18 protein-coding genes and 1 pseudogene are annotated in these 23,643 nt (G+C 65.9%); 13 read left to right on the top strand and 6 right to left on the bottom strand.

Annotation, left to right across the window (positions count from 1 at the left end; all coding sequences use genetic code 11):
• Positions 1–52: 52 nt before the first annotated feature.
• From HHL14_RS22225 to dacB, 3 genes are all read right to left on the bottom strand, one after another.
• Positions 53–1,273 carry an SGNH/GDSL hydrolase family protein gene (locus tag HHL14_RS22225; RefSeq protein WP_169499773.1) on the bottom strand — a complete coding sequence of 407 codons (1,221 nt, stop codon included), beginning with the start codon at positions 1,271–1,273 and terminating at the stop codon, positions 53–55.
• A 138-nt stretch (positions 1,274–1,411) separates the two neighbouring features.
• Positions 1,412–2,377: a sterol desaturase family protein gene (locus tag HHL14_RS22220; protein ID WP_169499772.1), complete on the bottom strand. Its 966-nt coding sequence runs from the start codon at positions 2,375–2,377 to the stop codon at positions 1,412–1,414.
• Positions 2,378–2,574: 197 nt separating this feature from the next.
• Positions 2,575–4,215 carry a D-alanyl-D-alanine carboxypeptidase/D-alanyl-D-alanine endopeptidase gene (gene dacB, locus HHL14_RS22215; RefSeq protein ID WP_169499771.1) on the bottom strand — a complete coding sequence of 547 codons (1,641 nt, stop codon included), beginning with the start codon at positions 4,213–4,215 and terminating at the stop codon, positions 2,575–2,577.
• 244 nt (positions 4,216–4,459) lie between these two features.
• On the opposite strand from dacB, the gene HHL14_RS22210 reads away from it, so the two are divergent.
• The 6 genes from HHL14_RS22210 to HHL14_RS22185 all read left to right on the top strand — a co-directional run bounded on the left by HHL14_RS22210 (position 4,460) and on the right by HHL14_RS22185 (position 10,215).
• Positions 4,460–5,122 (top strand): response regulator, encoded by a 663-nt coding sequence (locus HHL14_RS22210; RefSeq protein ID WP_169499770.1) that lies wholly within the window; start codon positions 4,460–4,462, stop codon positions 5,120–5,122.
• Between the two features lie 4 nt (positions 5,123–5,126).
• Complete coding sequence (locus HHL14_RS22205; protein WP_169499769.1) at positions 5,127–6,425, top strand: ATP-binding protein; 1,299 nt, start codon at positions 5,127–5,129, stop codon at positions 6,423–6,425.
• Positions 6,426–6,591: 166 nt separating this feature from the next.
• On the top strand, positions 6,592–8,118 hold the full coding sequence (locus tag HHL14_RS22200) for a DegQ family serine endoprotease (RefSeq protein WP_169499768.1): 1,527 nt from the start codon (positions 6,592–6,594) through the stop codon (positions 8,116–8,118).
• 282 nt (positions 8,119–8,400) lie between these two features.
• Positions 8,401–8,895 (top strand): carboxypeptidase regulatory-like domain-containing protein, encoded by a 495-nt coding sequence (locus HHL14_RS22195; RefSeq protein ID WP_169499767.1) that lies wholly within the window; start codon positions 8,401–8,403, stop codon positions 8,893–8,895.
• A 154-nt stretch (positions 8,896–9,049) separates the two neighbouring features.
• The gene (locus HHL14_RS22190) at positions 9,050–9,430 is read left to right on the top strand and encodes a DUF427 domain-containing protein (protein WP_169499766.1); all 381 of its coding nucleotides are present in this window, start codon (positions 9,050–9,052) and stop codon (positions 9,428–9,430) included.
• A 35-nt stretch (positions 9,431–9,465) separates the two neighbouring features.
• Entirely contained in the window at positions 9,466–10,215 is a 750-nt protein-coding gene (locus HHL14_RS22185; protein ID WP_169499765.1) for a CoxG family protein, read from the top strand.
• A 265-nt stretch (positions 10,216–10,480) separates the two neighbouring features.
• On the opposite strand, the pseudogene HHL14_RS22180 reads toward HHL14_RS22185, so the two are convergent.
• Positions 10,481–10,915: pseudogene (locus HHL14_RS22180) on the bottom strand (helix-turn-helix domain-containing protein); the annotation flags it as partial.
• Here HHL14_RS22180 and HHL14_RS22175 point away from each other — a divergent pair.
• Positions 10,914–11,510: an isochorismatase family protein gene (locus HHL14_RS22175; protein ID WP_169499764.1), complete on the top strand. Its 597-nt coding sequence runs from the start codon at positions 10,914–10,916 to the stop codon at positions 11,508–11,510. The pseudogene HHL14_RS22180 and the gene HHL14_RS22175 overlap by 2 nt on opposite strands.
• A gap of 189 nt (positions 11,511–11,699) precedes the next feature.
• On the opposite strand, the gene HHL14_RS22170 is transcribed toward HHL14_RS22175, so the two are convergent.
• Positions 11,700–12,344 (bottom strand): TetR family transcriptional regulator, encoded by a 645-nt coding sequence (locus HHL14_RS22170; protein ID WP_169499763.1) that lies wholly within the window; start codon positions 12,342–12,344, stop codon positions 11,700–11,702.
• Positions 12,345–12,770: 426 nt separating this feature from the next.
• Here HHL14_RS22170 and HHL14_RS22165 point away from each other — a divergent pair, with 426 nt between their 5' ends.
• The 3 genes from HHL14_RS22165 to HHL14_RS22155 are packed head-to-tail and all read left to right on the top strand — an operon-like array spanning position 12,771 to position 18,783.
• Positions 12,771–14,012 (top strand): efflux RND transporter periplasmic adaptor subunit, encoded by a 1,242-nt coding sequence (locus HHL14_RS22165; RefSeq protein ID WP_169499762.1) that lies wholly within the window; start codon positions 12,771–12,773, stop codon positions 14,010–14,012.
• 18 nt (positions 14,013–14,030) lie between these two features.
• Positions 14,031–17,261 carry an efflux RND transporter permease subunit gene (locus tag HHL14_RS22160; protein ID WP_169499761.1) on the top strand — a complete coding sequence of 1,077 codons (3,231 nt, stop codon included), beginning with the start codon at positions 14,031–14,033 and terminating at the stop codon, positions 17,259–17,261.
• 1 nt (position 17,262) lies between these two features.
• Positions 17,263–18,783 carry an efflux transporter outer membrane subunit gene (locus HHL14_RS22155; protein ID WP_169499760.1) on the top strand — a complete coding sequence of 507 codons (1,521 nt, stop codon included), beginning with the start codon at positions 17,263–17,265 and terminating at the stop codon, positions 18,781–18,783.
• Between the two features lie 438 nt (positions 18,784–19,221).
• Here HHL14_RS22155 and HHL14_RS22150 read toward each other — a convergent pair whose 3' ends face one another.
• Entirely contained in the window at positions 19,222–20,631 is a 1,410-nt protein-coding gene (locus tag HHL14_RS22150; protein ID WP_169499759.1) for a nucleobase:cation symporter-2 family protein, read from the bottom strand.
• On the opposite strand from HHL14_RS22150, the gene HHL14_RS22145 reads away from it, so the two are divergent.
• The 3 genes from HHL14_RS22145 to HHL14_RS22135 all read left to right on the top strand — a co-directional run.
• Positions 20,557–20,859: a hypothetical protein gene (locus HHL14_RS22145; RefSeq protein ID WP_169499755.1), complete on the top strand. Its 303-nt coding sequence runs from the start codon at positions 20,557–20,559 to the stop codon at positions 20,857–20,859. The genes HHL14_RS22150 and HHL14_RS22145 overlap by 75 nt on opposite strands.
• 217 nt (positions 20,860–21,076) lie before the next feature.
• On the top strand, positions 21,077–22,594 hold the full coding sequence (locus HHL14_RS22140; protein WP_169499758.1) for a xylulokinase: 1,518 nt from the start codon (positions 21,077–21,079) through the stop codon (positions 22,592–22,594).
• A gap of 325 nt (positions 22,595–22,919) precedes the next feature.
• Positions 22,920–23,643 (top strand): alcohol dehydrogenase catalytic domain-containing protein (locus HHL14_RS22135; RefSeq protein ID WP_169499757.1); only part of this gene is annotated, 724 nt, incomplete at its 3' end.

The following is a 23,643-nucleotide window of genomic DNA, read 5'->3' as shown; positions in this document are numbered from 1 at the left end:
GTGAGGCAGCGGGGTCACCGGCTATACCGACGGCCCCGCGCTCACGCGTCGGTTACTTTCCGAGCCCGCTCGCGGCGACCTGCTTTTCGACCTGCTGCGCAAACAGCGCGTACAGATGGGTGGTCGGATGCACGAGGTCCGCGAACATGTAGGTTTGGTCCGCACCGGCCACCGTATAGGTCTGCGGCGAGCAGAACAGCGACGACCCGAACGACGTGCCCCAAGATGCCGCCGTCTGGCCGGTGGCGAGCACGCTCGGATTCTTCGTCGCGTAGGCGGTCGCGGCGGAGACCATCGACGTCAGGTTACAGCCGGTGCCCGTATTCGAGACCGTGAAGCCGAGCGACTGATAGCTCGACAGCATCTGATCGAGCCACTGGTACGCGCTCACGTAGATAACCTGCTTGTTCGACGCGAGGCCCTGCTGGAGCACGCCGTTATACGCCTTCACCAGCCCGTCGATGAGCGCCTGGCCTTGCGCGCCGGCCGCGAGCCCTTGCGGCGTCTTCGCGATGTCCGGAATGTCCGACACCACCACGTGCGTCGCGCCCGCGGCGATCACTTTCTGCACCGTGCCGACGAACGTGGTCGCCGCCGTGACGATGGCCACGCCCGCGGTCTGGCTCGCGGTCGCCATCGCGGTGGCAGCGGCGGTTTGTGCGTCGGTTGCGCTGCCGCCATTCGCCAGCGTCTGCGCGGCGGCGGCCGTACCCGCGGCCGACACGGCTTGCACCTGGGTGAAGATGTCGTTCGCGCCGCCGTTCATCAGCACCAGCTGGTTCGCATTGAAGCTGTTGTGCTCGGAGATGTATTGGGTCACCTGAGCCGTGATCGGCAGCGTGGTCGCGGCCAGGTTGTTCGGCGCGTAGCCCTGGCCCGGCTGCAGATCGACGCGCGAACCGCCCTGCGCGTAGCCGAGTCCGCCGGTTGCGGTCGGCGCATTGCCGAAGCCGCCCACATTCGCGGCGGTCAGCGTGTCGCCGTAGTACTCGGCGACCTTCTGGGTCCAGACTTCGCCCGGATTCGTGGTGAAGCGGCCGCCGCCGGTGCCGACGTTCGCCTGGACGGCCGCCATGTAGGTGCCGACGTCCGACAGGCTGTCGCCGAACGATACGATCTGCAACTTGACGCCACCCGCCGGCGTGCTGCTACTGCCCGAATTGTTGTCGTCGCCCCCGCCGCCGCATGCCGCCAGCGCGGCGAACGCTGCGCTCGCCACGGCGATCTGCGTGGCACGCATCCATTGATGTTTCTTCGAAGCGGTGTGATTCATGTTGACTGCATCTCCTCGTATGTGTGGCCCTTTTGCCATGTGTTGCAGGCAGCGCCCGCCGCGTCGGCGGCGTGACGACAGCTTACAGAATCTTCTGCGCTCCGCGTGAGCGATGACTCGCGGTCGCATTTGTCGGGTTCAAATCCGCAGGTTCTCCGTTACCGCACGCATCGTGGTGCCTGAGCGCCGGTTGTCCGCCTCGACCACCGCAGGAGCGAGCGCTGCAGCCGTCTCCGTCAGGCCGGCGGCGCGCTGCGCGTGATAAGCGGTGGCCCACGCGGGCGGCGCGAACAGCGCGCGCCACTTGTTGCGCCAGCCGCGCACGCGCGCGAAGTCGGCGGCCATCGACGCCCATTCGTGAAACGTCGCCTTCAGCGGGTTGTACGTATGCAGCGGCTCGACGATGCCGTAGACCGGCGCGTCCCGCGGATCTTCCTCGACGAAGCTGCCGAACAGCCGGTCCCAGATCACCAGCACGCCCGCGTAGTTGCGATCGATGTAGCGGTCGTTGCGCGCGTGGTGCACGCGATGAATCGACGGCGTGTTGAACACGTATTCGAGCCAGCCGAGCTTGCCGATCACCTGCGTGTGCACGAAGAACTGGAAGCCGAGATTGATCAGCACGATCGCGACGATCTGCGTCGGGGGAAAGCCGAGGATCGCGAGCGGAATCCAGAACACCCACATGCCGGCGATCGGGTACATCAGGCTCTGGCGGAACGCGGTCGAGAAATTCATCCGCTCCGACGAGTGATGCACGACGTGCGCGGCCCACAACCAGCGCACGCGATGGCTGCAGCGATGAAATACGTAATAGAGCAGGTCCTGCGCGATGAATAGGACGACGAACGAGAGCCACGTCGCTGGCCACGTATGGATGCGGTAATGCTGGTAGAAAAAGGCGTAGACGGGGATGATCGCGAGCCACGCGAACTTGTCGGCGGCCTGCTGCAGCAGCGCGAGCGCGGCGTTGCACAGCGTGTCGGGCCAACTGTAGAGCCGCTCGGCCGCCCGCGTGCGCCGCAGGTGCCACGCCTCCCAGCCGATGCAGGCGAGGAAGACGGGCGCCATGGCGAGCAGCAGCAATTCAGCATCGAATTGCATCGTGTCTCCCTTCCTGGTCCCTGGCCGCCGCGTGCAACGCGACGAATGGTGTCTTTATCGTTGGTGTGGGCCGCGCGGTCCCGATGGCCGGGCGGCACGTGCAGCATGCGAGGCACGCGCGGTTTCGCGCGCCGCATGCTGCCCGACAGCGTACACGCTTAGGCGCTTGCCGCGCGTGGCTTCGCTAGAAGGAATACTCAGTGGCCGGCGCGTTTGCGCGGGTTTTTCCTGGGCTTCGCGCGCGGCTCTTCGAGCGGCGCGGAGACTTTCGTAAAGCCCTGCGACGGGCCTTCGTAGACCCATTCGAGCAACGCGTCGTGGGCAGCGCGTGCCGCTTCCGAATGCGGATCGTTGATCAGACTGACGACGATGTAGCTGTTGCCGTCGGCCGAGGCGACGTAGCCGGCGATCGCGCGCACGTCGCGCAAGGTGCCGGTCTTGATGTGCGCGTTGCCGCCCGCGCCCTGGTTGGTCAGGCGGTTGCGCATCGTGCCGTCGACGCCGGCGATCGGCAGCGACTCGACGAACGCCTGCGCGACCGGGCTCGCGTTCGCGCGTTGCAGCAGGTCGGCGAGCGAGAGTGCGGTGATGTGCTCGTCGCGCGACAGGCCGGAGCCGTTTTCGAGCGTCAGGTATTCCATGTTCAGGCTGTCGCGGCGCAGAAAATCCTGGACCGCGCGCGCGGCTTTGGCGGTCGTTGCCGGGGCCTTTTCTTCGACGGCGCCGATCGTCAGGAACAGGTTGCGCGCCATCGTGTTGTTGCTGAACTTGTTGATGTCGCGCACGACGTCGGACAGCACCGGCCCTTCGTGTGTCGCGACCAGCTTCGCGCCGGCCGGCACCGCGCCCTCGCGGGTCGTGCCGTGGAAGGTGCCGCCGGTCTGCTGCCACAGCGCGAGGAAGCCGCCCGCGAAGAACGTCGAGTGATCGAGCACCGCGACGTTGACCGTGCGTGCGTCGCAGCGCGCCGGGAAGTCGCCGACGAACGACGCGACGAGCGTGCCGTCCGGCTGCGGCGTAACGCTCGGCGTCGGCGTTTCGCCGCGGCACGGGCCGTTGGTCGCGTGCAGCTGGTTGTCGATGCGCAGTTGCGCGAGCGCGGGCAGCACGTCGATCGCGACCGTGCCGTCCGGCGATGGCGTCAGCGTGAACGATAGCGACTTGAACGCGTACAGCAGCGGATCGGGGCCGACGTTGTATGGCGCGGTGACGTCGTCGTCGAAGGCGGGGAGGTCGCGCGTCGACGGGTCGAAATAGCGCTTGTCGAGCACCAGCGCGCCGTCGATGCCGTTGATGCCCGCCTTGCGGATCTTCTGCACCAGATCGATCAGCTCTTCGGGGACGAGCTTCGGGTCGCCGGTGCCCTGGATGTACAGGTTGCCGTGCAGCACGCCGCTTGCGTCGACGGTGCCGTCCGTGTAGGCGGTGGTGCGCCAGCGGTAGTCGGGGCCGAGGATCGAGAGGCCCGAATAGGTGGTGACGAGCTTCATCGTCGAGGCGGGCATCATCGGCTTGCCGGCGTTCAGCGCGAGGATCGGTGTACGGTCGCCGACTTTCTCGACGACCACGCTGACCGACGACAGCGGCACATGCGCGCGTTGCAGTCCGAGCATCACCGGCTGCGGCAGCACCGTCGTGACGTTGACGCTCGGATGCGCGGCCTTCGCGCGTGCCTGCGCCGGTTGCGGCAGCAGCGTGCCCGCGCCGAGCGCGGCGGCAAGCAGGCAGACAGCGAGACGCGGCGCGAGCCGGTCGGACAGGAAGGCGGCGCGCACAGACAGGCGGCGCGGCCGCGACGCCACACGGCGGGCGACGGAAGACAGGAAGGCGTGCGTCATGAACAGGCGAAAAAGCAAACGAGCGAACAAAATTTGAGGGCGTGCGGCGCGTGACGGAGACGTGAGCGGCAATCGAATCCGGCCCACGTAGACGCCGCGCACGACCCGAACGCCGTCGCGCGACGCAAAGCGCCCATTGTAGTGACATGCCATGGCGCTGCGTTGAAAAAAGCATCGCTCGACGCGCAGGCGAGGGGCGGGCGCTAGAATGCAGCATCAATCAAACGTTTCGGAACGGACAACCATGCGCATCTTGCTAGTCGAAGATGACCAGATGATCGCCGAGGGCGTGCGCAAGGCGCTGCGCGGCGAGGGCTTTGCCGTCGACTGGGTCGAGGACGGCGAAGCGGCGCTGCGCGCGGTGGCCGGCCAGCCCTACGATCTGGCGCTGCTCGACCTCGGCCTGCCCAAGCGCGACGGCCTCGAGGTGCTGCGCACACTGCGCGCGCGTGGCTATGCGCTGCCGGTGCTGATCGTCACCGCGCGCGACGCGATCGCCGATCGCGTCAAGGGTCTCGACGCCGGCGCCGACGATTATCTGGTCAAACCTTTCGATCTCGACGAACTCGGCGCGCGGATGCGCGCGCTGATCCGCCGCCATTCCGGCCGCAGCGATTCGACGATTCGCCACGGCAGTCTGACCCTCGATCCGGCCTCGCATCAGGTCACGCTCGATGGCGCGCCGGTCGCGCTGTCCGCGCGCGAATTCGCGCTGCTCGAGGCGTTGCTCGCGCGGCCCGGCGCGGTGCTGTCGAAGAGCCAGCTCGAGGAAAAGATGTATGGCTGGGGCGAGGAAATCGGCAGCAATACCGTCGAGGTCTATATCCACGCGCTGCGCAAGAAGCTCGGCGCCGATCTGATCCGCAATGTGCGCGGGCTGGGCTACATGATCGCGAAGGACGCCTGAGCCGATGCGCTCGATTCGTCGCCAGTTGCTGTTCTGGCTGCTCGCGCTGGTGCTGCTCGGCGTCGGCATCGCGGGCTGGCTGATCTACCGGCAGGCGCTTGCCGAAGCCAACGAACTGTTCGACTACCAGCTCGAGCAGATCGCCGCGGCGCTGCCGGCCGAGCCGTTCTCGCAGGTGCTCGGCCGCGATACCGGCGACGAAGGCATCGTGCTGCAGATCTGGAACCGCAACGGCATGCTGATGTACTACTCGCGCCCGCGCGCGCCGCTCGCGCCGCGCGCCGAGCTCGGCTTTTCGACGGAGCGCACGGATCGCGGCGAATGGCGCGTGTATGGGGCGATCGTCGGCGATAACGTGGTGCAGCTCGCGCAGCCGCTGTCGGTGCGCAACCGGCTGGCGGCGAACGTCGCGCTGCGCACGCTGTGGCCGCTGATCGTGCTGCTGCCGCTGCTCGGGCTGGCGGTGTGGGTGATCGTCGGGCGCGGGCTGCGGCCGCTGCGCCGCGTGACGAGCGCGCTCGACACGCGACGTCCCGAGGCGCTCGATCCGCTGCCGGATCAGCGTCTGCCGCTCGAAGTGCAGCCGCTCGTGCGTGCGCTGAACGGCCTGCTCGAACGGCTTGCGACCGCGCTCGATATCCAGAAGGCGTTCGTCGCCGATGCCGCGCACGAATTGCGCACGCCGCTCGCGGCGGTGCAGATCCAGGCGCAACTGGTCGCGCGCGCGAAGGACGACGGCGCGCGCAGCGAGGCCATCGCCGATCTGCAGGCGGGCGTCACGCGCGCGACGCGTCTCGCCGAGCAGTTGCTCGCGCTCGCGCGCGCCGAGCCGGACGACCGGGCGGTCAACGGAACGCTCGATCTGCGCGAGTTGCTGTATGAGTGCGTGGCGACCTACGCGCCGCTCGCGATGAATCGCGGCGTCGATCTCGGCATCGAGGCGAGCGAGCCCGCCAGCGTGACCGGCGACGCCGAAGCGTTGCGGGTGATGTTCAACAATCTCGTCGACAACGCGACCAAGTACACGCCGCACGGCGGCCGCGTCGACGTTAGCCTGTGCGTCGAGAGCGGCCATCCGGTCGTGCGCATCGCCGATAGCGGTCCGGGTATCGATCCCGCCGATCGCGAGCGCGTGTTCGACCGCTTCTATCGCGCGGATGCAGGCGCGGATCGCGCGCGTACCGATGTCGCGGGCAGCGGCCTCGGGCTCGCGATCGTGCGCCGCATCGCGATGCAACACCATGCGGATGTGTCGCTCGACGAGTCACCCGCGGGCGGTTTGCAGGTCACCGTGCGCTTCTGAAAACGGCGCTTCGCGGCCTTGTCGAAAGGGTTGCAAGCGCCGTCCCATCGGCCTCGAAGGCCTATCCCATAAAGGTTCCCGTGATCTGGCGCTGCTTAAGACTCGTTTAAGCGACGCCACGTACGCTCCTCGGCATCCTAAGTTCTTCTCCAGCCAGGAGTTCATGATGAACGCGAAAATCTTGTCCCGCGGTGCCATTGGTGTGGCGGTTGCCGTTGCGCTGTCCGCTGGCTACGTGGCGGGCCATCGCGACGTGCCCGCACCGCAGATCATCTCGCCGGCTGAAGCGGCCGCGCTGATGCCGGCCGAAGCCGCCGCCAAAACCGGCGTTCCCGATTTCTCGGGCCTGGTCGAAACCTACGGCCCGGCCGTCGTCAATATCAGCGCGAAGCATGTGGTCAAGCAGACCGCGCTGCGCGGCAATCGCGGCAACCTGAACGGCAACCAGTTGCCGATCGATCCCAACGATCCGTTCTTTCAGTTCTACAAACGTTTCTTCGGCGGCATGCCCGGTATGCAGGGCGGCGACGGCGGCGGTGGTGGCGATGCGCCCGATCAGCCGAGCGCGAGCCTGGGCTCCGGCTTCATCATCAGCAGTGACGGTTACATCCTGACCAATGCGCACGTGGTCGACGGCGCGAACGTCGTCACCGTGAAGCTCACCGACAAGCGCGAATTCAAGGCGAAGGTGGTCGGCGCCGACAAGCAGTCCGACGTCGCGGTGCTGAAGATCGACGCGAGCAGCCTGCCGACCGTGAAGATCGGCGATCCGCGTCAGAGCAAGGTCGGTCAATGGGTCGTCGCGATCGGTTCGCCGTACGGCTTCGACAACACCGTGACCTCGGGCATCATCAGCGCGAAGTCGCGCTCGCTGCCGCACGAGAACTATACGCCGTTCATCCAGACCGACGTGCCGGTGAACCCGGGCAACTCGGGTGGTCCGCTCTTCAACCTGCAAGGCGAAGTGATCGGCATCAACTCGATGATCTACTCGCAGACGGGCGGCTTCCAGGGCCTGTCGTTCGCGATTCCGATCAATGAAGCGATCAAGGTCAAGGATCAGCTCGTCAAGACCGGTCACGTCAGTCGCGGCCGTCTCGGCGTCGCGGTGCAAGGCCTGAACCAGACGCTCGCCAATTCGTTCGGCATGCAGAAGCCGCAAGGCGCGCTGGTCAGCTCGGTCGACGCCAACGGTCCGGCCGCCAAGGCCGGTCTGCAGCCGGGCGACGTGATTCTGTCGGTGAACGGTGACGACGTCAGCGACTCGTCGGATCTGCCGGCGAAGATCGCGGGCATCACGCCGGGCAGCACGGCAACGCTGAAGGTGTGGCGCGACAAGGCCAGCAAGGACGTGAAGGTGACGATCGGTTCGTTCTCGGACGCGAAGGTCGCCTCGACGGACAAGGCCGATCAGCAGACCCAGCTGCAAGGCCGTCTCGGCGTGGCGGTGCGTCCGCTCACGCCGGACGAGAAGAGCAGCGCGTCGGTGTCGCACGGTCTGCTCGTGCAGCAGGCAGGCGGTGCGGCGGCCAGCGCCGGGATCCAGCCGGGCGACGTGATTCTGGCGGTCAACGGCCGTCCGGTCACGAACATCGACCAGCTCAAACAGATGATTTCGGGCGCGGGCAATAGCATTGCGCTCCTGATCCAGCGGGACAACGCACAGATTTTCGTGCCTGTTGATCTCGGCTGATCCAGTATCCGGGTGATTCGACGATGAATCGCCCAACCCAGCGAGAGCTGTAGTAGCGATTGCCGGTTCTTTGCAGTTACTGCAAGGACCGGCTTTTTTTTCGCCTGCCCGCTTGCGGGCTACGCGGACAAAACGGATAAGCTTGAGGCGCGCCGCGCCCTTGAGGTCACGACGGGCGCGCTTTTCCGTCGACGCAACCGGACGGTTGGCACGCAGGTTGCGTCGTTCCTGATTCGGCCCATCGACGGACCGGGTGAGGACTTTAACAAGGAGAGCGAACCGATGAAAACCCAACGCAATCAGCAAAAGATCGTAGCCGCTGCGCTGTGCGCGGCGCTCACGCTCGGACTGGCGGGCGGTGCGTACGCGCAGCAGGCGGGCGTGACCGGCGGCTCCACCACGGACACCACCAGCGCCGGCAACACCAACGGCGGCGGTCTGCCGCAAGTCCAGCAGCAGGGCGACGTGTCGTACGTGTCGGGCGGGGTCGGTCTCGACGAATCGCGGGCGTTGCAGGCGGCGCAAAGCCAGTGGCCGCTGTCGCTGCGCTTTACCGGCCGCAACGCCGAATTTCTCGCCGACGTGCACGTGCGGATCGTCGATTCGCAAAACGGCGAGGTGCTGAACACTACGTCGCGCGGGCCGTTCATGCTGGTCCGGCTGCGCCCGGGTCGCTACACCGTGCACGCGAAGTACAACGACAACGAGCAGACTCGCGCGGTGACGGTGCCGGCGCGCGGTAACGTCAAATCGGCGTTTATCTGGAGCGCGAAGTAACGGGCGAAGTAACGCCCCGGGCGGCCCGCGCAGGAAGCTCGCGCAATCAGCTGGAGTTTCGCCGATAATGAAGCCACGGGCCCGTCCCGTGGCTTTGCCGTTCATACGGTCATCGCCGGCGGGAATCGCGCCCATCCCATCATGGAGCCCGGACATGAGCGACGCGTCGACATCCGAGAAAAAGCCCGGTGGCCACACCATCGTGATTCGCGCCAACGGTCACCGCGTGCGCGTGATCCACGGCGGCGTGACGATGGCCGACACCCAGGCCGCGCTGACGCTGTCCGAAACCGGCTTGCCCGACGTGGTCTATTTCCCGCGCGAGCACGTGAACATGGCGCGCCTCGAACGCTCGGCTCACACGTCGCATTGCCCGTTCAAGGGCGACGCATCGTATTTCCATCTGCGTACCGAAGCCGGTCTGATCGAAAACGCGGTGTGGAGCTACGAGGAGCCGTTCGAGCAGGTTGGGCAGATCAGGGGTTACCTCGCGTTTTATACGTCGCGCGTCGACCGCATCGATCAGACGTCCTGATCTCGCAGCCGGCGCGTTCATCGGGGGAGGTTGTCATGGAATTGAACGACGCGTTACGGATTCCGCTGGCACCGTCCGAAGTCTGGGACGCGTTGCAGGATCTCGCGTTGCTGCGTGCCAGCCTCGACAATTGCGAGTCGTTCACGCAGCTCGCCCACGGCGAATATGCGCTGACCATGACGGTGCCGCTCGGGCCGTTGCGCGCGCATTACGAAGCGCGCGCCCACGTCGCGGGTCAGGATTCCGGACCCGCGGACGCGCAACGCCGCACCATCAACTTCAAGGCGCGCGCCGAGGGCATCGGCGCGTTGCGCGGCCAGCTCGAAGTGCGCCTGCGCGCGGACGAGGGCGCCTATAGCGGCGGGCGGGAGCGTGGCACGCGCATCGATTACACGATCTGGGCGACCTCGTCGGGGCCGCTCGCGGAACTGCCGACGCGTCAGCTCGAAAACGCGCTGCGTCAACTGGCCGACGATTTCTTCGCCGAATTCGACGCGGTCGTGCGCGCCAAGCATGGCAAGGGGCCGAACCGCGCGCGCGGCTCGGCGCCGCGTCGCCAGCATGTCTTTCTACGGCCGATCACGCTCGGCGGCATCGCACGACGCACCCGCGTCGAGCATGGCAACGCGTTGCCGGGGCGCGCGGCGAGTGCGTCGCACAGCTGGTCGCACGGGGTGTCGCACCACCAGCCCGGTCAGCACGTGGTGCCGTACTGGGCGTGGGCCGGGATGATTTTCGTGGTCGCGCTGCTGTTGTACCTCGTGCGCTGGATCAGCGAGCAGTGACCGTGACGCGTCGAGCGAGGTGCGTGGCTTGATCGGGAGCTGCGATTGTCGTGCGCGCGCGACTACGAAATTTCGGTGACGCACTACGAGATGGCGGTGATTCGGGCGGCGATGCGCGTTGCGGTTGTTCCGGGTTTTGCTGTCGGAAGGCGCTTCGTTTTGTGCAGGCGCGGCCGTCCCGCTTTCGCGGCATGTCGTTTTCCCTTTCCCCGCGTTTTTCCACTTCAGGTCCTTGCCGCGTCGACGTGCGTGTTCGAGCGGCCAGTCAATCCCCACGAAACCCCCTTCGCCACGCCGACGGCGACGTGCGAAACGCGTCCGCGAAATGCTGACGCAGCGATGCCGCCGAGCCGAACCCCGCGCTCGCCGCGATCCCTTCGACCGATTCGTCGGTGCTCTCCAGTAGCTGCTGCGCGCGCGCCAGCCGCTGCGCGAGCAGCCACGCGCCGACCGTCGTGCCGGTCGCGAGCCGGAAGCGGCGCGTGAAGGTGCGGCGGCTCATCAATGCGCGCGCGGCGAGGGTGTCGAGCGTGTGCGACGCAGCGAGATTGCCGCTCACCCAGTCGAGCAGGCCGGACAGGCGATCGCCGCGCGGATTCGGCGGCATCGGCTGCTGCACGTATTGCGCCTGGCCGCCTTGCCGGTGCGGCGACACGACGAGCCGGCGCGCGACGTAGTTGGCGGTCCGCGCGCCGCAGATGCAGAACGAATACGTGAGCGGCGATCTGCCGATCGAATTTCCGGACGTGCAGACTTCGCTGGCCAACATCGGCCGCGCGATCGACGCCGCGCGCGCCGCGAACGTGCCGGTCGTGGTCGTGCAGAACGTCGCGCCGGCCAGCTCGCCGCTGTTCGCGCGCGGTAGCGTGGGGGCGGAGCTGCATACGGTGGTGAGCTCGCGCGCGCACGATCACTTCGTCGAGAAATCGCTGCCGAGCGCTTTCACCGGCACCGATCTGGCCGACTGGCTCGCCGCGCGCCAGATCGATACGCTGACCGTCGTCGGCTACATGACGCACAACTGCGATGCGTCGACGATCAATCACGCGGTGCATGCGGGCCTGGCGGTCGAGTTCCTGCACGACGCGACCGGTTCGGTACCGTACGAGAACAGCGCGGGCTTCGCGAGCGCGGAGGAGATTCATCGCGTGTTCAGTGTGGTGCTGCACTCGCGCTTCGCGGCGGTCGCGAGTACCGCGCAATGGATTGCGTCGCTGCAAAGCGGGGCGGCGCTCGAGCGCAGCAACATCTATGTGTCGAACCAGACGGCGCGGGCGCGCCGCGCGGTGGCGTGAATCAGAACGAATCCGCATGAGTTCGCATAAGTCCGCCTGAATCCACTTAAGCCTGTAGGCGACATCGCGCTTGAAGCTGCCGGGAGGCAGTCCATCAAGCGACCCTCGCAAGCCGACAAACGACAAACAAAAAACGGGCGACTCACCCGAGCCGTCCGTTTCCCGAACCCAGCCAATCCTTTCCGACCGCTACGACGCCGTCTTCCTGCGCAGCGCCGGACTCAGACGCAGCGCGTCGAACATCCCCGCCACCATCTGCTCCGCGTGCGCGCCGAAGTCGGTCGCGTCGGGCAGGAACAGCATGTCGCGCAGCGAGCCGCCGACAAACGCATGCACCATCGCCGCCGCGAGCCGGGTGTCGAGATCGGTGGGCATCTGTCCTTTGGAGATCGCGTTGCGCAGACCGCCTTCGATCTTCGTGAGCCCCTCGCGCATATTGGTCTGGTAGCGTTCGACCATCGGGCCCATGTCCTCGACCAGCTCGCATTTCAGAAACAGGATGTCGAACACGCGCCGGCGACGCGGGTCGTTGACGGTATCGCGCAGGCACACCACGCAGACTTCGATCAGCCGACCCAGCGGATCGGCTTCGTTCGGATCGAGCGAGGCGGCCTTCAGTTCGTCGAGCGGCAGCAGCACGCGATCGAACATTTCGGTGAAAAGATCGCTTTTGTGCTCGAAGTGCCAGTAGATGGCGCCGCGCGTCACGCCCGCGGCCTGGGCGATGTCGGCCAGCGATGTGCGCGATACGCCTTTCTCGAAGAAGACCAGTTCGGCCGCGTCGAGAATCCGGTTGCGCGTCTCCAATGCCTCTTCTTTGGTTCTTCTGACCATATAGGTATGACCTGCGCCGATTGCGGGGTTTTCCCGGGCTGTATTAAGTCAGCCCGATGACAATCCGACTGCGTTTTAAGCGAATTGCGAAGTAATCTTGCGAGTCCCCGCGCCACACGAGATGTAAATGCACTTTTACATGCATTCATGAATGTATATATAATAGCACCCCACGATCGGATAGCCCAAGCCGTGACGACCAGTTAATATCCGTCACTGTTGCCTTTCAGAACGCTCTCGCGCCCGCCAGAAGGGCGGCGCCGTGCGGCATTTCCGGGTTGGCGCATTCGCAGCAGGGTGCCCTTGCAGCGCGGTTTGCATCGATGGGTTTCCGGTTGAGCGTCGCAAGACGCCTGTGTGCGCTGTCGTCCCCGGGGTAGGGATGCGCGCACTTTTTCATTCTCAGTCTTTGACAGAGGTCGCTCCATGCGCGTCGAACGGGTTCCATTCCGCTTAATCAGTGCCGCGACGGCTGCCATCTTGCTGGCGGCATGCGGACCAAAACAATCTGCCCCGCCGCCACAAACACCCGAAGTTGGCGTCGTCACCCTCCAGCCGACGACGGTACCCGTCGTCACCGAACTCCCTGGCCGTACCAGTGCCTTCCTCGTCGCGCAAGTGCGCGCGCGGGTCGACGGCATCGTGCTGCGCCGCGAATTCACCGAGGGTAGCGAGGTCAAGGCCGGCCAGCGTCTCTACAAGATCGATCCGGCGCCGTACATCGCGTCGCTGAACAACGCGAAGGCGACACTTGCCAAGGCGCAGGCGAACCTCGCGTCGACCACCGCGCAGGCGAATCGCTACAAGGTGCTGGTCGCGGGCAACGCGGTCAGCAAGCAGGACTACGACAACGCGGTCGCCGCGCAAGGCCAGGCCGCCGCCGACGTCGCCGCTGGCAAAGCCGCGGTCGACACCGCGCAGATCAACCTCGGCTATACCGACGTGACTTCGCCCGTGACCGGCCAGATCGGTGTGTCGCAGGTCACGCCGGGCGCGTACGTGCAGGCGAGCGCGGCGACGCTGATGGCGACCGTCCAGCAGCTCGACCCGGTCTACGTCGACCTCACGCAATCGAGCCTCGACGGTCTGAAGCTGCGTCGCGACATCCAGGAAGGGCGTCTGAAGACGAGCGGTCCGGGCGCGGCGCAGGTGTCGCTCGTGCTCGAAGACGGCCGCACCTATGCCGAGAAAGGCAAGCTGCAGTTTACCGACGTGACCGTCGACCAGGGCACCGGCTCGGTTACGGTGCGCGCGATCTTCAAGAACCCGAACCGGGTGCTGCTGCCGGGCATGTTCGTGCGCGCGAAGATCGAAGAGGGCGTCAACCAGAACGCGCTGATCGTGCCGCAGGTCGGCGTCACGCACGACCAGAAGGGTCAGCCCACCGCGCTCGTCGTCGATAACGACAACAAGGTCGCGCTGCGTCAGCTCGTCACCACGGGCACGTTCGGTTCGTACTGGGTGGTCTCGGACGGCCTGAAGGCGGGCGACCGCGTGATCGTGCAGGGCACCGATAAAGCGCGCCCGGGTCAGCAGGTCAAGCCGGTACCGGCGCAGTTGCCGGCCCCGCCGGCTTCCGACGCGGCCGCGCAAGGCGCGCCGGCCGGGAGCGGCGCACAGACGGCTCAACCCGCGGCTCAACCTGCCTCCGCCGCGTCGGGCGCGTAATAACAGGGAGCCCGCCTCATGGCAAAGTTCTTTATTGATCGCCCGATTTTTGCATGGGTGATCGCCATCATCCTGATGCTCGCGGGTCTCGCGTCGGTGTTCACGTTGCCGATCGCGCAGTATCCGACCATCGCGCCGCCGGCCGTGCAGATCAGCGCATCGTACCCGGGCGCATCGGCGAAGACGGTGGAAAACACCGTCACGCAGGTGATCGAGCAACAGATGAGTGGTCTCGACCACCTGCTGTACCTCGCGTCGACTTCGGACGACTCGGGCACGGCAACCATCACGCTGACGTTCGCGGCCGGCACCAATCCTGACATCGCGCAGGTGCAGGTGCAGAACAAGCTGCAGCTCGCCACGCCGCTGCTGCCGCAGGTCGTGCAGCAGCTCGGTACCAAGGTCACGAAGTCGAGCAGCAGCTTCCTGCTGGTGATGGCGTTCGTGTCCGAAGACGGCAGCATGAGCAAGTACGACCTCGCGAACTACGTGGCGTCGAACATTCAGGATCCGGTCAGCCGTATCGACGGCGTGGGTACGGTGACGCTGTTCGGCTCGCAGTACGCGATGCGAATCTGGCTCGACGCGAACAAGCTGAATAACTTCAGCCTCACGCCGGTCGACGTCGAAGCCGCGCTGCAGTCGCAGAACGTGCAGATCGCGGGCGGCGCGCTCGGCGGCACGCCGTCGGTGCCGGGTCAGGTGCTGCAGGCCACCATCACGCAGGCCACGCTGCTCAACACGCCCGAGCAGTTCGGCAACATTCTGCTGAAGGTCAACCAGGACGGCTCGCAGGTGCGTCTGCGCGATGTCGCGCACATCGAGCTCGGCGGCGAAAACTACAACTTCGACACCAAGTACAACGGTCAGCCGACCGCCGGCTTCGGTATCCAGCTGGCCACCGGCGCGAACGCGCTCGCTACCGCGAAGGCGGTGCGCGCGAAGATCGCCGAACTGTCGAAGTATTTCCCGCACGGTCTGGTGGTCCAGTATCCGTACGACACCACGCCGTTCGTGCGTCTGTCGATCGAAGAAGTGGTCAAGACGCTGCTCGAAGGTATCGTGCTGGTGTTCCTGGTCATGTACCTGTTCCTGCAGAACCTGCGCGCCACGCTGATCCCGACGATCGCGGTGCCGGTGGTGCTGCTCGGCACGTTCGCGGTCATGAGCGTGGTCGGCTTCTCGATCAACGTGCTGTCGATGTTCGGTCTCGTGCTCGCGATCGGTCTGCTGGTGGACGATGCGATCGTGGTGGTGGAAAACGTCGAGCGGGTGATGCAGGAGGAGGGTTTATCGCCTCGCGAAGCGACCCGCAAGGCGATGGACCAGATCACCGGCGCGCTGATCGGCGTCGCGCTCGTGCTGTCGGCGGTGTTCGTGCCGGTGGCGTTCTCGGGCGGCTCGGTCGGCGCGATTTACCGGCAGTTCTCGTTGACGATCGTTGCGGCGATGGTGCTGTCCGTGCTGGTCGCATTGATTCTGACGCCGGCCTTGTGCGCGACGATCCTCAAGCCGATTCCGAAGGGGCATCACGAAAAGGCCACCGGCTTTTTCGGCTGGTTCAACCGCACCTTCAATTCGAGCCGCGACAAATATCACTCGGGCGTGCACCACGTGATCAAGCGCTCGGGCCGCTGGCTGATCATCTATATGGTGGTGATCTTCGCGGTGGGGCTGCTGTTCGTCAAACTGCCGAAGTCGTTCCTGCCTGACGAAGATCAGGGCACGATGTTCGTGCTGGTGCAGACGCCGTCGGGTTCCACTCAGGAAACCACCGCGCGCGCCCTGAAGGACGTGTCCGATTACCTGCTCAACGACGAGAAGGCGATCGTCGAGTCGACCTTCACGGTGAACGGTTTCAGCTTCGCCGGTCGTGGTCAGAACGCGGGTCTCGTGTTCGTGCGGATGAAGGACTACGGGCAACGCCAGCATGCGGACCAGAAGGTGCAGGCGCTGGTTGGCCGGTTGTACATGCACTTCGCGGGCTACAAGAACGCGACGGTGTTCCCGGTCAATCCGCCGTCCATTCCTGAACTCGGCACCGCCGCGGGTTTCGACTTCCAGTTGCAGGATCGTGCGGGTCTCGGCCACGCGAAGTTGATGGAAGCGCGCAACATGCTGCTCGGTCTCGCCGCGAAGGACCCGACGCTCGCACAGGTGCGTCCGAACGGCCTGAACGATACGCCGCAGTTCAAGGTGAATATCGATCGTGAGAAGGCCCAGGCGCTCGGCGTGTCCGTGTCCGATATCAACACGACCTTCTCGGTCGCGTGGGCGTCGGCATACGTGAACAACTTCCTCGATACCGACGGCCGGATCAAGAAGGTGTACCTGCAGGGCGATGCGCCGTTCCGGATGAAACCGGAAGACGTGAGTGCCTGGTTCGTGCGTAACAGCGCGGGCGCGATGGTGCCGTTCTCGGCCTTCGCGAACACCGAGTGGATTTACGGTTCGCCGAAGCTCGAGCGTTACAACGGTATCTCGTCGGTGGAAATCCAGGGGGCGGCCGCGCCGGGCAAGTCGACCGGTCAGGCGATGGCGGCGATGGAAGCGCTCGTCACCAAGCTGCCGGCCGGTGTCGGCTACGAGTGGACCGGTCTGTCGCTGCAGGAACGTCAGTCGGGTTCGCAGGCGCCGATTCTGTACGGCATCTCGATCCTCGTCGTGTTCCTGTGTCTGGCAGCGCTGTATGAAAGCTGGTCGATCCCGTTCTCGGTGATCATGGTGGTGCCGCTCGGCGTGATCGGCGCGCTGCTGGCGGCCACGCTGCGCGGGCTCGAGAACGACGTGTTCTTCCAGGTGGGTCTGTTGACCACGGTGGGTCTGTCGGCGAAGAACGCGATTCTGATCGTCGAATTCGCACGCGAGTTGCAGCAGAGCGAAGGGATGGGGCCGATCGAGGCCGCGCTCGAAGCCGCCCGTCTGCGCTTGCGGCCGATTCTGATGACGTCGCTCGCGTTCATTCTCGGCGTGCTGCCGCTCGCGATCAGTAACGGCGCGGGCTCGGCAAGCCAGCACGCGATCGGTACCGGCGTGATCGGCGGGATGTTGACGGCGACCTTCCTCGCGATCTTCATGATCCCGATGTTCTTCGTCGTGATCCGCGCGAAGTTCGGCGGCGAGAAGGAAGACCCGGATGAGGCGCTGCGCCACTACGAACAGCACCATCCGCACGATCCGCAAGGTGGTGCGGCGGGTGACTCGGCCAGCGGGTCGGATAGCAATGGCTCGGGCAAGGATGGGCATTGAGATGCAAAAACACTCTTTGATTGCAGTGGCGGTGACATTGCTCGCCACGGGTTGCACGCTGGCGCCGCATTACGAGCGCCCGGCCGAGCCCGTGACGGCCACCTTCCCGACGGGCGGCGTGTATGACCAGCAGCCGGGCGCGCCCGGCGCGCATAGCGCGAACGGTCAGGCCGCCGCCGACATCGGCTGGCGCGACTTCTTCGTCGATCAGCGTCTGCAGCAGCTGATCGAAATCGCGCTGAAGAACAACCGCGATCTGCGTGTGTCGGTGCTGAACATGCAGGCGTCGGCGGCGCAGTACCGGATCGTGCGCGCGGGGCTGTTCCCGACGCTCGACGCGGCTGCTTCGGAAAGCCGGCAGCGCACGCCGCGCGACCTGCTGGTGTCGCCCGTCGCGCCGACCATTTCCACGACGTATTCGGTGGGCTTGAACGCGTCGTGGGAAATCGACTTCTTCGGGCGTATTCAAAGCCTGAAGGATCAGGCGTTGGCGACTTACCTCGGCACGACCCAGGCGCGCAAGGCGGCGGAAATCTCGCTGGTCTCGCAGGTCGCGAACCAGTATCTGACGTTGCTCGAACTCGACGACCTGCTGAAGGTGACGCAGGACACGTTGACGAACGCGCAGGAGTCGTACCGGATCACGAAGCTGCAGTTCGACAACGGCACCGGTTCGGAACTCGATCTGCGGCAGGCGCAAACGGTGGTCGAAACCGCGAACGCCAACCTGCAGGCGCAGGCGCGTCTGCGCGCGCAGGCGGTGAATGCGCTGGTGCTGCTGATCGGCGAGCCGCTGCCCGACGATCTGCCGAGCGGCCTGCCGCTGAACGACCAGAACCTGCTCACCGACATTCCGGCGGGTCTGCCGTCCGACCTGCTGACGCGTCGTCCCGACATCATGGAGGCCGAGCAGAACCTGCTCGCGGCCAACGCGAACATCGGCGCGGCGCGCGCGGCGTTCTTCCCGAAGGTCTCGCTGACCGGCAGCTTCGGCACGCTGAGCCCGACGCTCGGCGGCCTGTTCAAGCCGGGTTCGGCGGCGTGGAGCTTCGCGCCGTCGATCACGTTGCCGATCTTCGAGGGCGGGCAGAACATCGCGAACCTGAATCTGGCCAACATCCAGAAGAAGGAGCAGATCGCCACGTACGAAAAGGCGATCCAGACGGCCTTCCGCGAAGTGGCGGACGGTCTCGCGGCGCGCGGCACCTACGATCAGCAGATCCAGGCGCTCGAGCGCAACACGTCGGCCGAGCAGCGTCGTCTCGATCTGTCGAACCTGCGCTACAAGAACGGCGTCGACAGCTATCTGGCGGTGCTGACCGCGCAGACCGATCTGTACTCGTCGCAGCAGTCGCTGATCACCGCGCGCATGCAGCGCCTGCAGAACCTGGTCACGCTGTACCAGGCGCTCGGCGGCGGCTGGATCGAGCACACCGGCGACCAGCCGCGTCCCGCCGACGCGCCGGTCGACTACGGTGCGGCGAGCGCGCCGGTCGCGGCTTCGGCGGCGACGGCGGGGTGAGCTTCGAGTCGTTGATCGAGCGCTGAGCGACGCGCTGGTGTGACGGGCTTGCGACGGCTGGTGTCGTACACGCAAGCTTGTCTCGCTAGCGCAAAGCGTTGAAGCAAATGAAAACGCCACGGCATGCCGTGGCGTTTTTTTAGGCGTGGCGTTCGGTGTCGTGCGAATCGAGGTGAGTCGCGCCGAACTCAGTCGGACAGAGCCCAGACAGACTTCGCGGCGTCTTCGTCTTCGTCCTGGTGTTCGTCTAAGCCCCTGCGCCAGCTGTTTAACGAAGCCCGCTCGTCGCATCGAAACCCGAGCAAACTTCGCAGCGGCTTCGGCTTCGGCTTCGGCTTCGGCTTCGGCTTCGTCATTCTGCTCGTCCAAGCCCCTGCGCCACCCGATCAACGCAGCCCGCCCGCCGCATCGCAAAGCATTAACAACACCCCCCGCGACTCAATGCAAATCCGCCGCCCGCAGCATCTCGTTGTGTTGCGGCTCGCCGCCCGCGCGCGCATCGAGATCGTGGCCGGCGCGGCGAATCTCGCACTTGGCTTTCTTCTCGCTTTTGACGCCGTTGAAGATCAGGTTCAGCACGACCGCCGATACCGACGCCAGCAGAATCCCGCTATGCAGCAGCGGCGACAGCGCCGGCGGCAGTTGCGCGAAGAAGCGCGGCGACACGACCGGCACGAGCCCGAGCCCGATGCTGACCGCGACGATGAACAGGTTGTGGTGATTTCTCACGAAGTCGACCCGCGACAGCACCTTGATCCCGTTCGCCGCGACCATCCCGAACATCACGATGCCCGCGCCGCCGAGCACGAACGCCGGCACCGACGCGACCACCTGCGCCATCTTCGGAAACAGGCCGAGCAGCACGAGAATCACGCCGCCCATCGCGCAGACGAAGCGGCTCTTCACGCCGGTCACACCGATCAGCCCGACGTTCTGCGAAAACGACGTATGCGGAAACGAGTTGAAGATGCCGCCGATCAGCGTGCCGAGCCCGTCGACGCGCAGACCGCGCACCAGCGTCTTCTGATCGACCGGCCGGTCTACCATGTCGCCGACCGCGAGAAACATCCCGGTCGATTCGATGAAGGTGACGAACATCACGGTGACCATCGTCGCGATGGCGAGCGGATCGAAGTGCGGCAGGCCGAAGTGGAACGGCATCACGATGCCGACCCACGGTGCGTGCGTGACGCCGTCCATGTTGACGCGGCCGAGCAGCAGCGCGATCACGAAGCCCGCGACGATGCCGAGCAGCACCGAGATATTGGCGATGAAACCTTTGGCGAACTTGTTGATGAGCAGGATCAAGGTCAGCACGAGCAGCGACAGGCCCAGGTAGACCGGATTGCCGTAGTCGGGATTACCGACACCACCGGCTGCCCAGTTGATGCCGACTTCCATCAGCGAGAGCCCGATCACCGAGATCACCACGCCGATCACGACCGGCGGGAAGAAGCGCAACAGCTTGCCGACCATCGGCGCGAGCAGGATGCCGATCACGCCGGCCGCGATCGTCGAGCCGAAGATATCGAGGATGCCCAGCGACGGATTGGTGCCGATCGCGACCATCGGCCCGACCGCGGCGAACGTGCAGCCCATGATGACCGGCAGCCGGATGCCGAAGATCCACAGCCCGAGCGTCTGGATCAACGTGGCGATGCCGCAGGAAAACAGATCGGCGCTGATCAGGAACGCGATCTGATCTTTCGGCAGCTTCAGCGCCGCGCCGATGATCAGCGGCACCGCGACCGCGCCGGCGTACATGACCAGGACGTGCTGGATACCGAGGGTGAGCAACTGGCCCGCGGGCAGGCGTTCGTCGCACGGGTGAACCGCGTTCGCTTGCATATCGTCTCTCTCCACCATCTCGTTTGGAATGACTCCAAGGTATCGGGGACGAAAAAGCGCAACAAGACCACGCGCGGCTATTCCGGCATTCCCGGCGACGATATGCGCGTGCCCGATTTGAAAGGCGAATTCAAGGCGCGTGAGCGGCCGATCGCGCGTGGATCGGCGCGGAGCCCGGCGCGGCGGCGAATCCGGGCAGGTCGTTGCGTGCAGGCCGCCGCTACGTGACGCGTGGGGATATGTGTGAGAATCAATGACGTGTATCAGGCCTCGCACATAGTCCTGTTTTGCAGCGGCGCGCGGCGGGGCGGGGTTAACCCGCGAAACGGGCGCGAGCCCGAGGTTTGGCGAAAAGCGTCGGCCGTTCGCGCGGTGTTTCGATCGGCGCCGTTTCCGGTGCCATTCTTCATCCTCTTTTCAACGTCTTATCCGACACCCAACGCCCATGAGTTTTCTCGGCATCGACCTCGGCACCGGCTCCCTGAAAGCGGCAATCGTCGACGAACAGGGACGCGAGCAGGCGGTATCGAGCGTCGCTTATGCGCTCGATACGCCGCACGCGGGCTGGGCCGAGATCGACGTGAAAACCTGGTGGTCCGCGCTCGCCGACGCGATGGCGCGGCTGCCGCAAGCGTTGCGCGACGGCGTGCGCGCGATCGGTTTTTCCGGCCAGATGCACGGCGTCGTGCTGCTCGACGCGAGCGGCGCGGCCGTGCGTCCCGCGATGCTGTGGCCGGACTCGCGCGCCGTCGATCTGCTCGACGCATGGCCCGAGCCGCAGCCGAATCCGGTCTCGCCCGGCATGGCCGGCCCGCTGTTGCGCTGGATCGTGCTGCACGAACCGGGCAGCGCGCACCGCACGCGTTGGGCATTGCAGCCGAAGGACTGGCTGCGCGTCGCGCTCGGCGGCGCGTACGTCACCGATGCGTCCGATGCCTGCGCGACCGCGCTCGCCAATCCCGCCGGCGAGTGGGACGCGGCGCTGCTTGCGCGACTCGAGATTCCGCGCGACTGGTTCGCGCCGTCGATGCCGTCGTATGCGGCGGCCGGCACGTTGTCGGCGCAGGCCGCGCAGGCACTCGGCCTGCGCGCCGGCATCGTGCTCGCGACCGGCGCGGCGGACACGCCGTGCGCGGCGCTCGGCAGCGGACTCGTGCGCGCCGGCGACGCGCTCCTGACCACCGGCACGGGCGGACAGATCGTCGTGCTCGCCAGCGACGAACCCGCGCCGCTGAAAGGCCTGCATTGCTATCGCGCGGCGAGCGATCACTGGTATCGGATGGCGGCGATGCAGAACGTCGGCATCGCGTTGGAGCGGGTGCGCGGCTGGCTGTCGTACGAGTGGGCGGACGCTTATCGGCAAGCGTTCGATATTCCGGACAACGTAGCGATGGGGGCAGTGCCTGGCGCGTCGTTCAGTGCACCGGCGCGTGCGGGAGTTGACGCTGCACCACAAGCCGCACCCCCAACACCGCCGAGCCTCACCTTCCTGCCGTACCTGACCGGCGAGCGCACGCCGTGGCTGAACCCGCAGGCGCGTGGCGGCTGGCTTGGCCTGTCGCTCGAACACACGCGCGGCGCGATGATGCGTGCCGCATTCGAAGGCGTCGCGTTTTCGCTGCGCGCCGGGCTCGATGCGATTCGCGCGAGCGGTGCGCCGGTGACGGCGCTCAAGCTCGCGGGCGGCGGTTCCGTCGATGCCCGCTGGCGTCAACTGCTCGCCGATGCGCTCGACGTCGAACTGCACGCGGTCGATTGTCCGAACGCGGCGCCGCGCGGTGCGGCGATACTCGGCGGTCTCGCGTGCGGTCATTGGCAGACGCGCGATCTCGCCACGCTCGCGCCGGGCGCGACGCGCGTCGCGGCTCCGCGCGGCGACGCGGCGCTGGCCGAACGCTATGCGCGCTTCGTCGATCTGTATGGACGCGTCGAGCCGTGGTTCGGCGGCGCGCCGCGGCGCTAGCCAAGCTTTTATCAGTTTCAGACAATGCCGCGCCGTGCTTTGCAATACCATTACGCTTCCCGCGCGCCACAGCCCTCTGCGGCGCGCGACGCTACAACTTGCCGCCCACGCGCGTGGCGCGAATGGCACGCATGACACGCATATGACACGAGCGAGCATGACGCGGCCGCGATGCTATCGATGCCGCGAGACCACGCAGCATCGATAGCACCGCAGTCATCGCCGGCATCGATCGGCAACCCGAACACGCGCGCGCCGCGGCCCATCGAACCGCGACGCGCATCACGCAATCACCCAGACTCACCGATTCACAGGAGCATTGACGATGAAGACCAAAGCAGCAATCGCATGGAAAGCCGGCGCCCCGTTGACGATCGAGGAAGTCGATCTCGAAGGCCCGCGCGCCGGTGAAGTCCTGATCGAAGTGAAGGCGACGGGCATCTGCCACACCGACTACTACACGCTATCGGGCGCGGATCCCGAAGGCATCTTCCCGGCGATTCTCGGCCACGAAGGCGCGGGCGTGATCGTCGATACCGGTCCCGGCGTCGGCACGCTGAAGAAGGGCGACCACGTGATTCCGCTCTACACGCCCGAGTGCCGTCAGTGCAAGTTCTGCCTGTCGCGCAAGACCAACCTGTGTCAGGCGATCCGCTCGACGCAAGGCAAGGGTCTGATGCCCGACGCGACCTCGCGCTTCTCGCTCGACGGCAAGCCGCTGTTCCATTACATGGGCACCTCGACGTTCTCGAACTACATCGTCGTGCCGGAGATCGCGGTCGCGAAGGTCCGTGAAGACGCACCGTTCGACAAGATCTGCTACATCGGCTGTGGCGTGACGACTGGCGTCGGCGCGGTGGTGTATTCGGCGAAGGTCGAGGCGGGTGCGAACGTGGTCGTGTTCGGTCTCGGCGGCATCGGGCTGAACGTGATCCAGGGCGCGAAGATGGTCGGCGCGGACAAGATCATCGGTGTCGATCTGAACCCGGGCCGCGTCGAACTCGCGAAGAAGTTCGGCATGACGCACTTCATCAACCCGAACGAAGTCG

This window comes from Paraburkholderia antibiotica (genome assembly GCF_012927125.1).
GTDB lineage: Bacteria > Pseudomonadota > Gammaproteobacteria > Burkholderiales > Burkholderiaceae > Paraburkholderia > Paraburkholderia antibiotica.
Note: the sequence above shows the minus strand (reverse complement) of the source record. Positions and strands in the feature narration are given on the sequence as shown.

What these genes read in the sequence shown, in the direction of transcription:
- HHL14_RS22225 (WP_169499773.1), bottom strand. Translation starts at nt 1,273, where the DNA reads ATGAATCACACCGCTTCGAAGAAACATCAATGGATGCGTGCCACGCAG.
- HHL14_RS22200 (WP_169499768.1), top strand. Translation starts at nt 6,592, where the DNA reads ATGAACGCGAAAATCTTGTCCCGCGGTGCCATTGGTGTGGCGGTTGCC.
- HHL14_RS22205 (WP_169499769.1), top strand. Translation starts at nt 5,127, where the DNA reads ATGCGCTCGATTCGTCGCCAGTTGCTGTTCTGGCTGCTCGCGCTGGTG.
- HHL14_RS22155 (WP_169499760.1), top strand. Translation starts at nt 17,263, where the DNA reads ATGCAAAAACACTCTTTGATTGCAGTGGCGGTGACATTGCTCGCCACG.
- HHL14_RS22140 (WP_169499758.1), top strand. Translation starts at nt 21,077, where the DNA reads ATGAGTTTTCTCGGCATCGACCTCGGCACCGGCTCCCTGAAAGCGGCA.
- HHL14_RS22160 (WP_169499761.1), top strand. Translation starts at nt 14,031, where the DNA reads ATGGCAAAGTTCTTTATTGATCGCCCGATTTTTGCATGGGTGATCGCC.
- HHL14_RS22220 (WP_169499772.1), bottom strand. Translation starts at nt 2,377, where the DNA reads ATGCAATTCGATGCTGAATTGCTGCTGCTCGCCATGGCGCCCGTCTTC.
- HHL14_RS22195 (WP_169499767.1), top strand. Translation starts at nt 8,401, where the DNA reads ATGAAAACCCAACGCAATCAGCAAAAGATCGTAGCCGCTGCGCTGTGC.
- HHL14_RS22190 (WP_169499766.1), top strand. Translation starts at nt 9,050, where the DNA reads ATGAGCGACGCGTCGACATCCGAGAAAAAGCCCGGTGGCCACACCATC.
- dacB (WP_169499771.1), bottom strand. Translation starts at nt 4,215, where the DNA reads ATGACGCACGCCTTCCTGTCTTCCGTCGCCCGCCGTGTGGCGTCGCGG.
- HHL14_RS22165 (WP_169499762.1), top strand. Translation starts at nt 12,771, where the DNA reads ATGCGCGTCGAACGGGTTCCATTCCGCTTAATCAGTGCCGCGACGGCT.
- HHL14_RS22210 (WP_169499770.1), top strand. Translation starts at nt 4,460, where the DNA reads ATGCGCATCTTGCTAGTCGAAGATGACCAGATGATCGCCGAGGGCGTG.
- HHL14_RS22185 (WP_169499765.1), top strand. Translation starts at nt 9,466, where the DNA reads ATGGAATTGAACGACGCGTTACGGATTCCGCTGGCACCGTCCGAAGTC.
- HHL14_RS22175 (WP_169499764.1), top strand. Translation starts at nt 10,914, where the DNA reads ATGCAGAACGAATACGTGAGCGGCGATCTGCCGATCGAATTTCCGGAC.
- HHL14_RS22150 (WP_169499759.1), bottom strand. Translation starts at nt 20,631, where the DNA reads ATGCAAGCGAACGCGGTTCACCCGTGCGACGAACGCCTGCCCGCGGGC.
- HHL14_RS22170 (WP_169499763.1), bottom strand. Translation starts at nt 12,344, where the DNA reads ATGGTCAGAAGAACCAAAGAAGAGGCATTGGAGACGCGCAACCGGATT.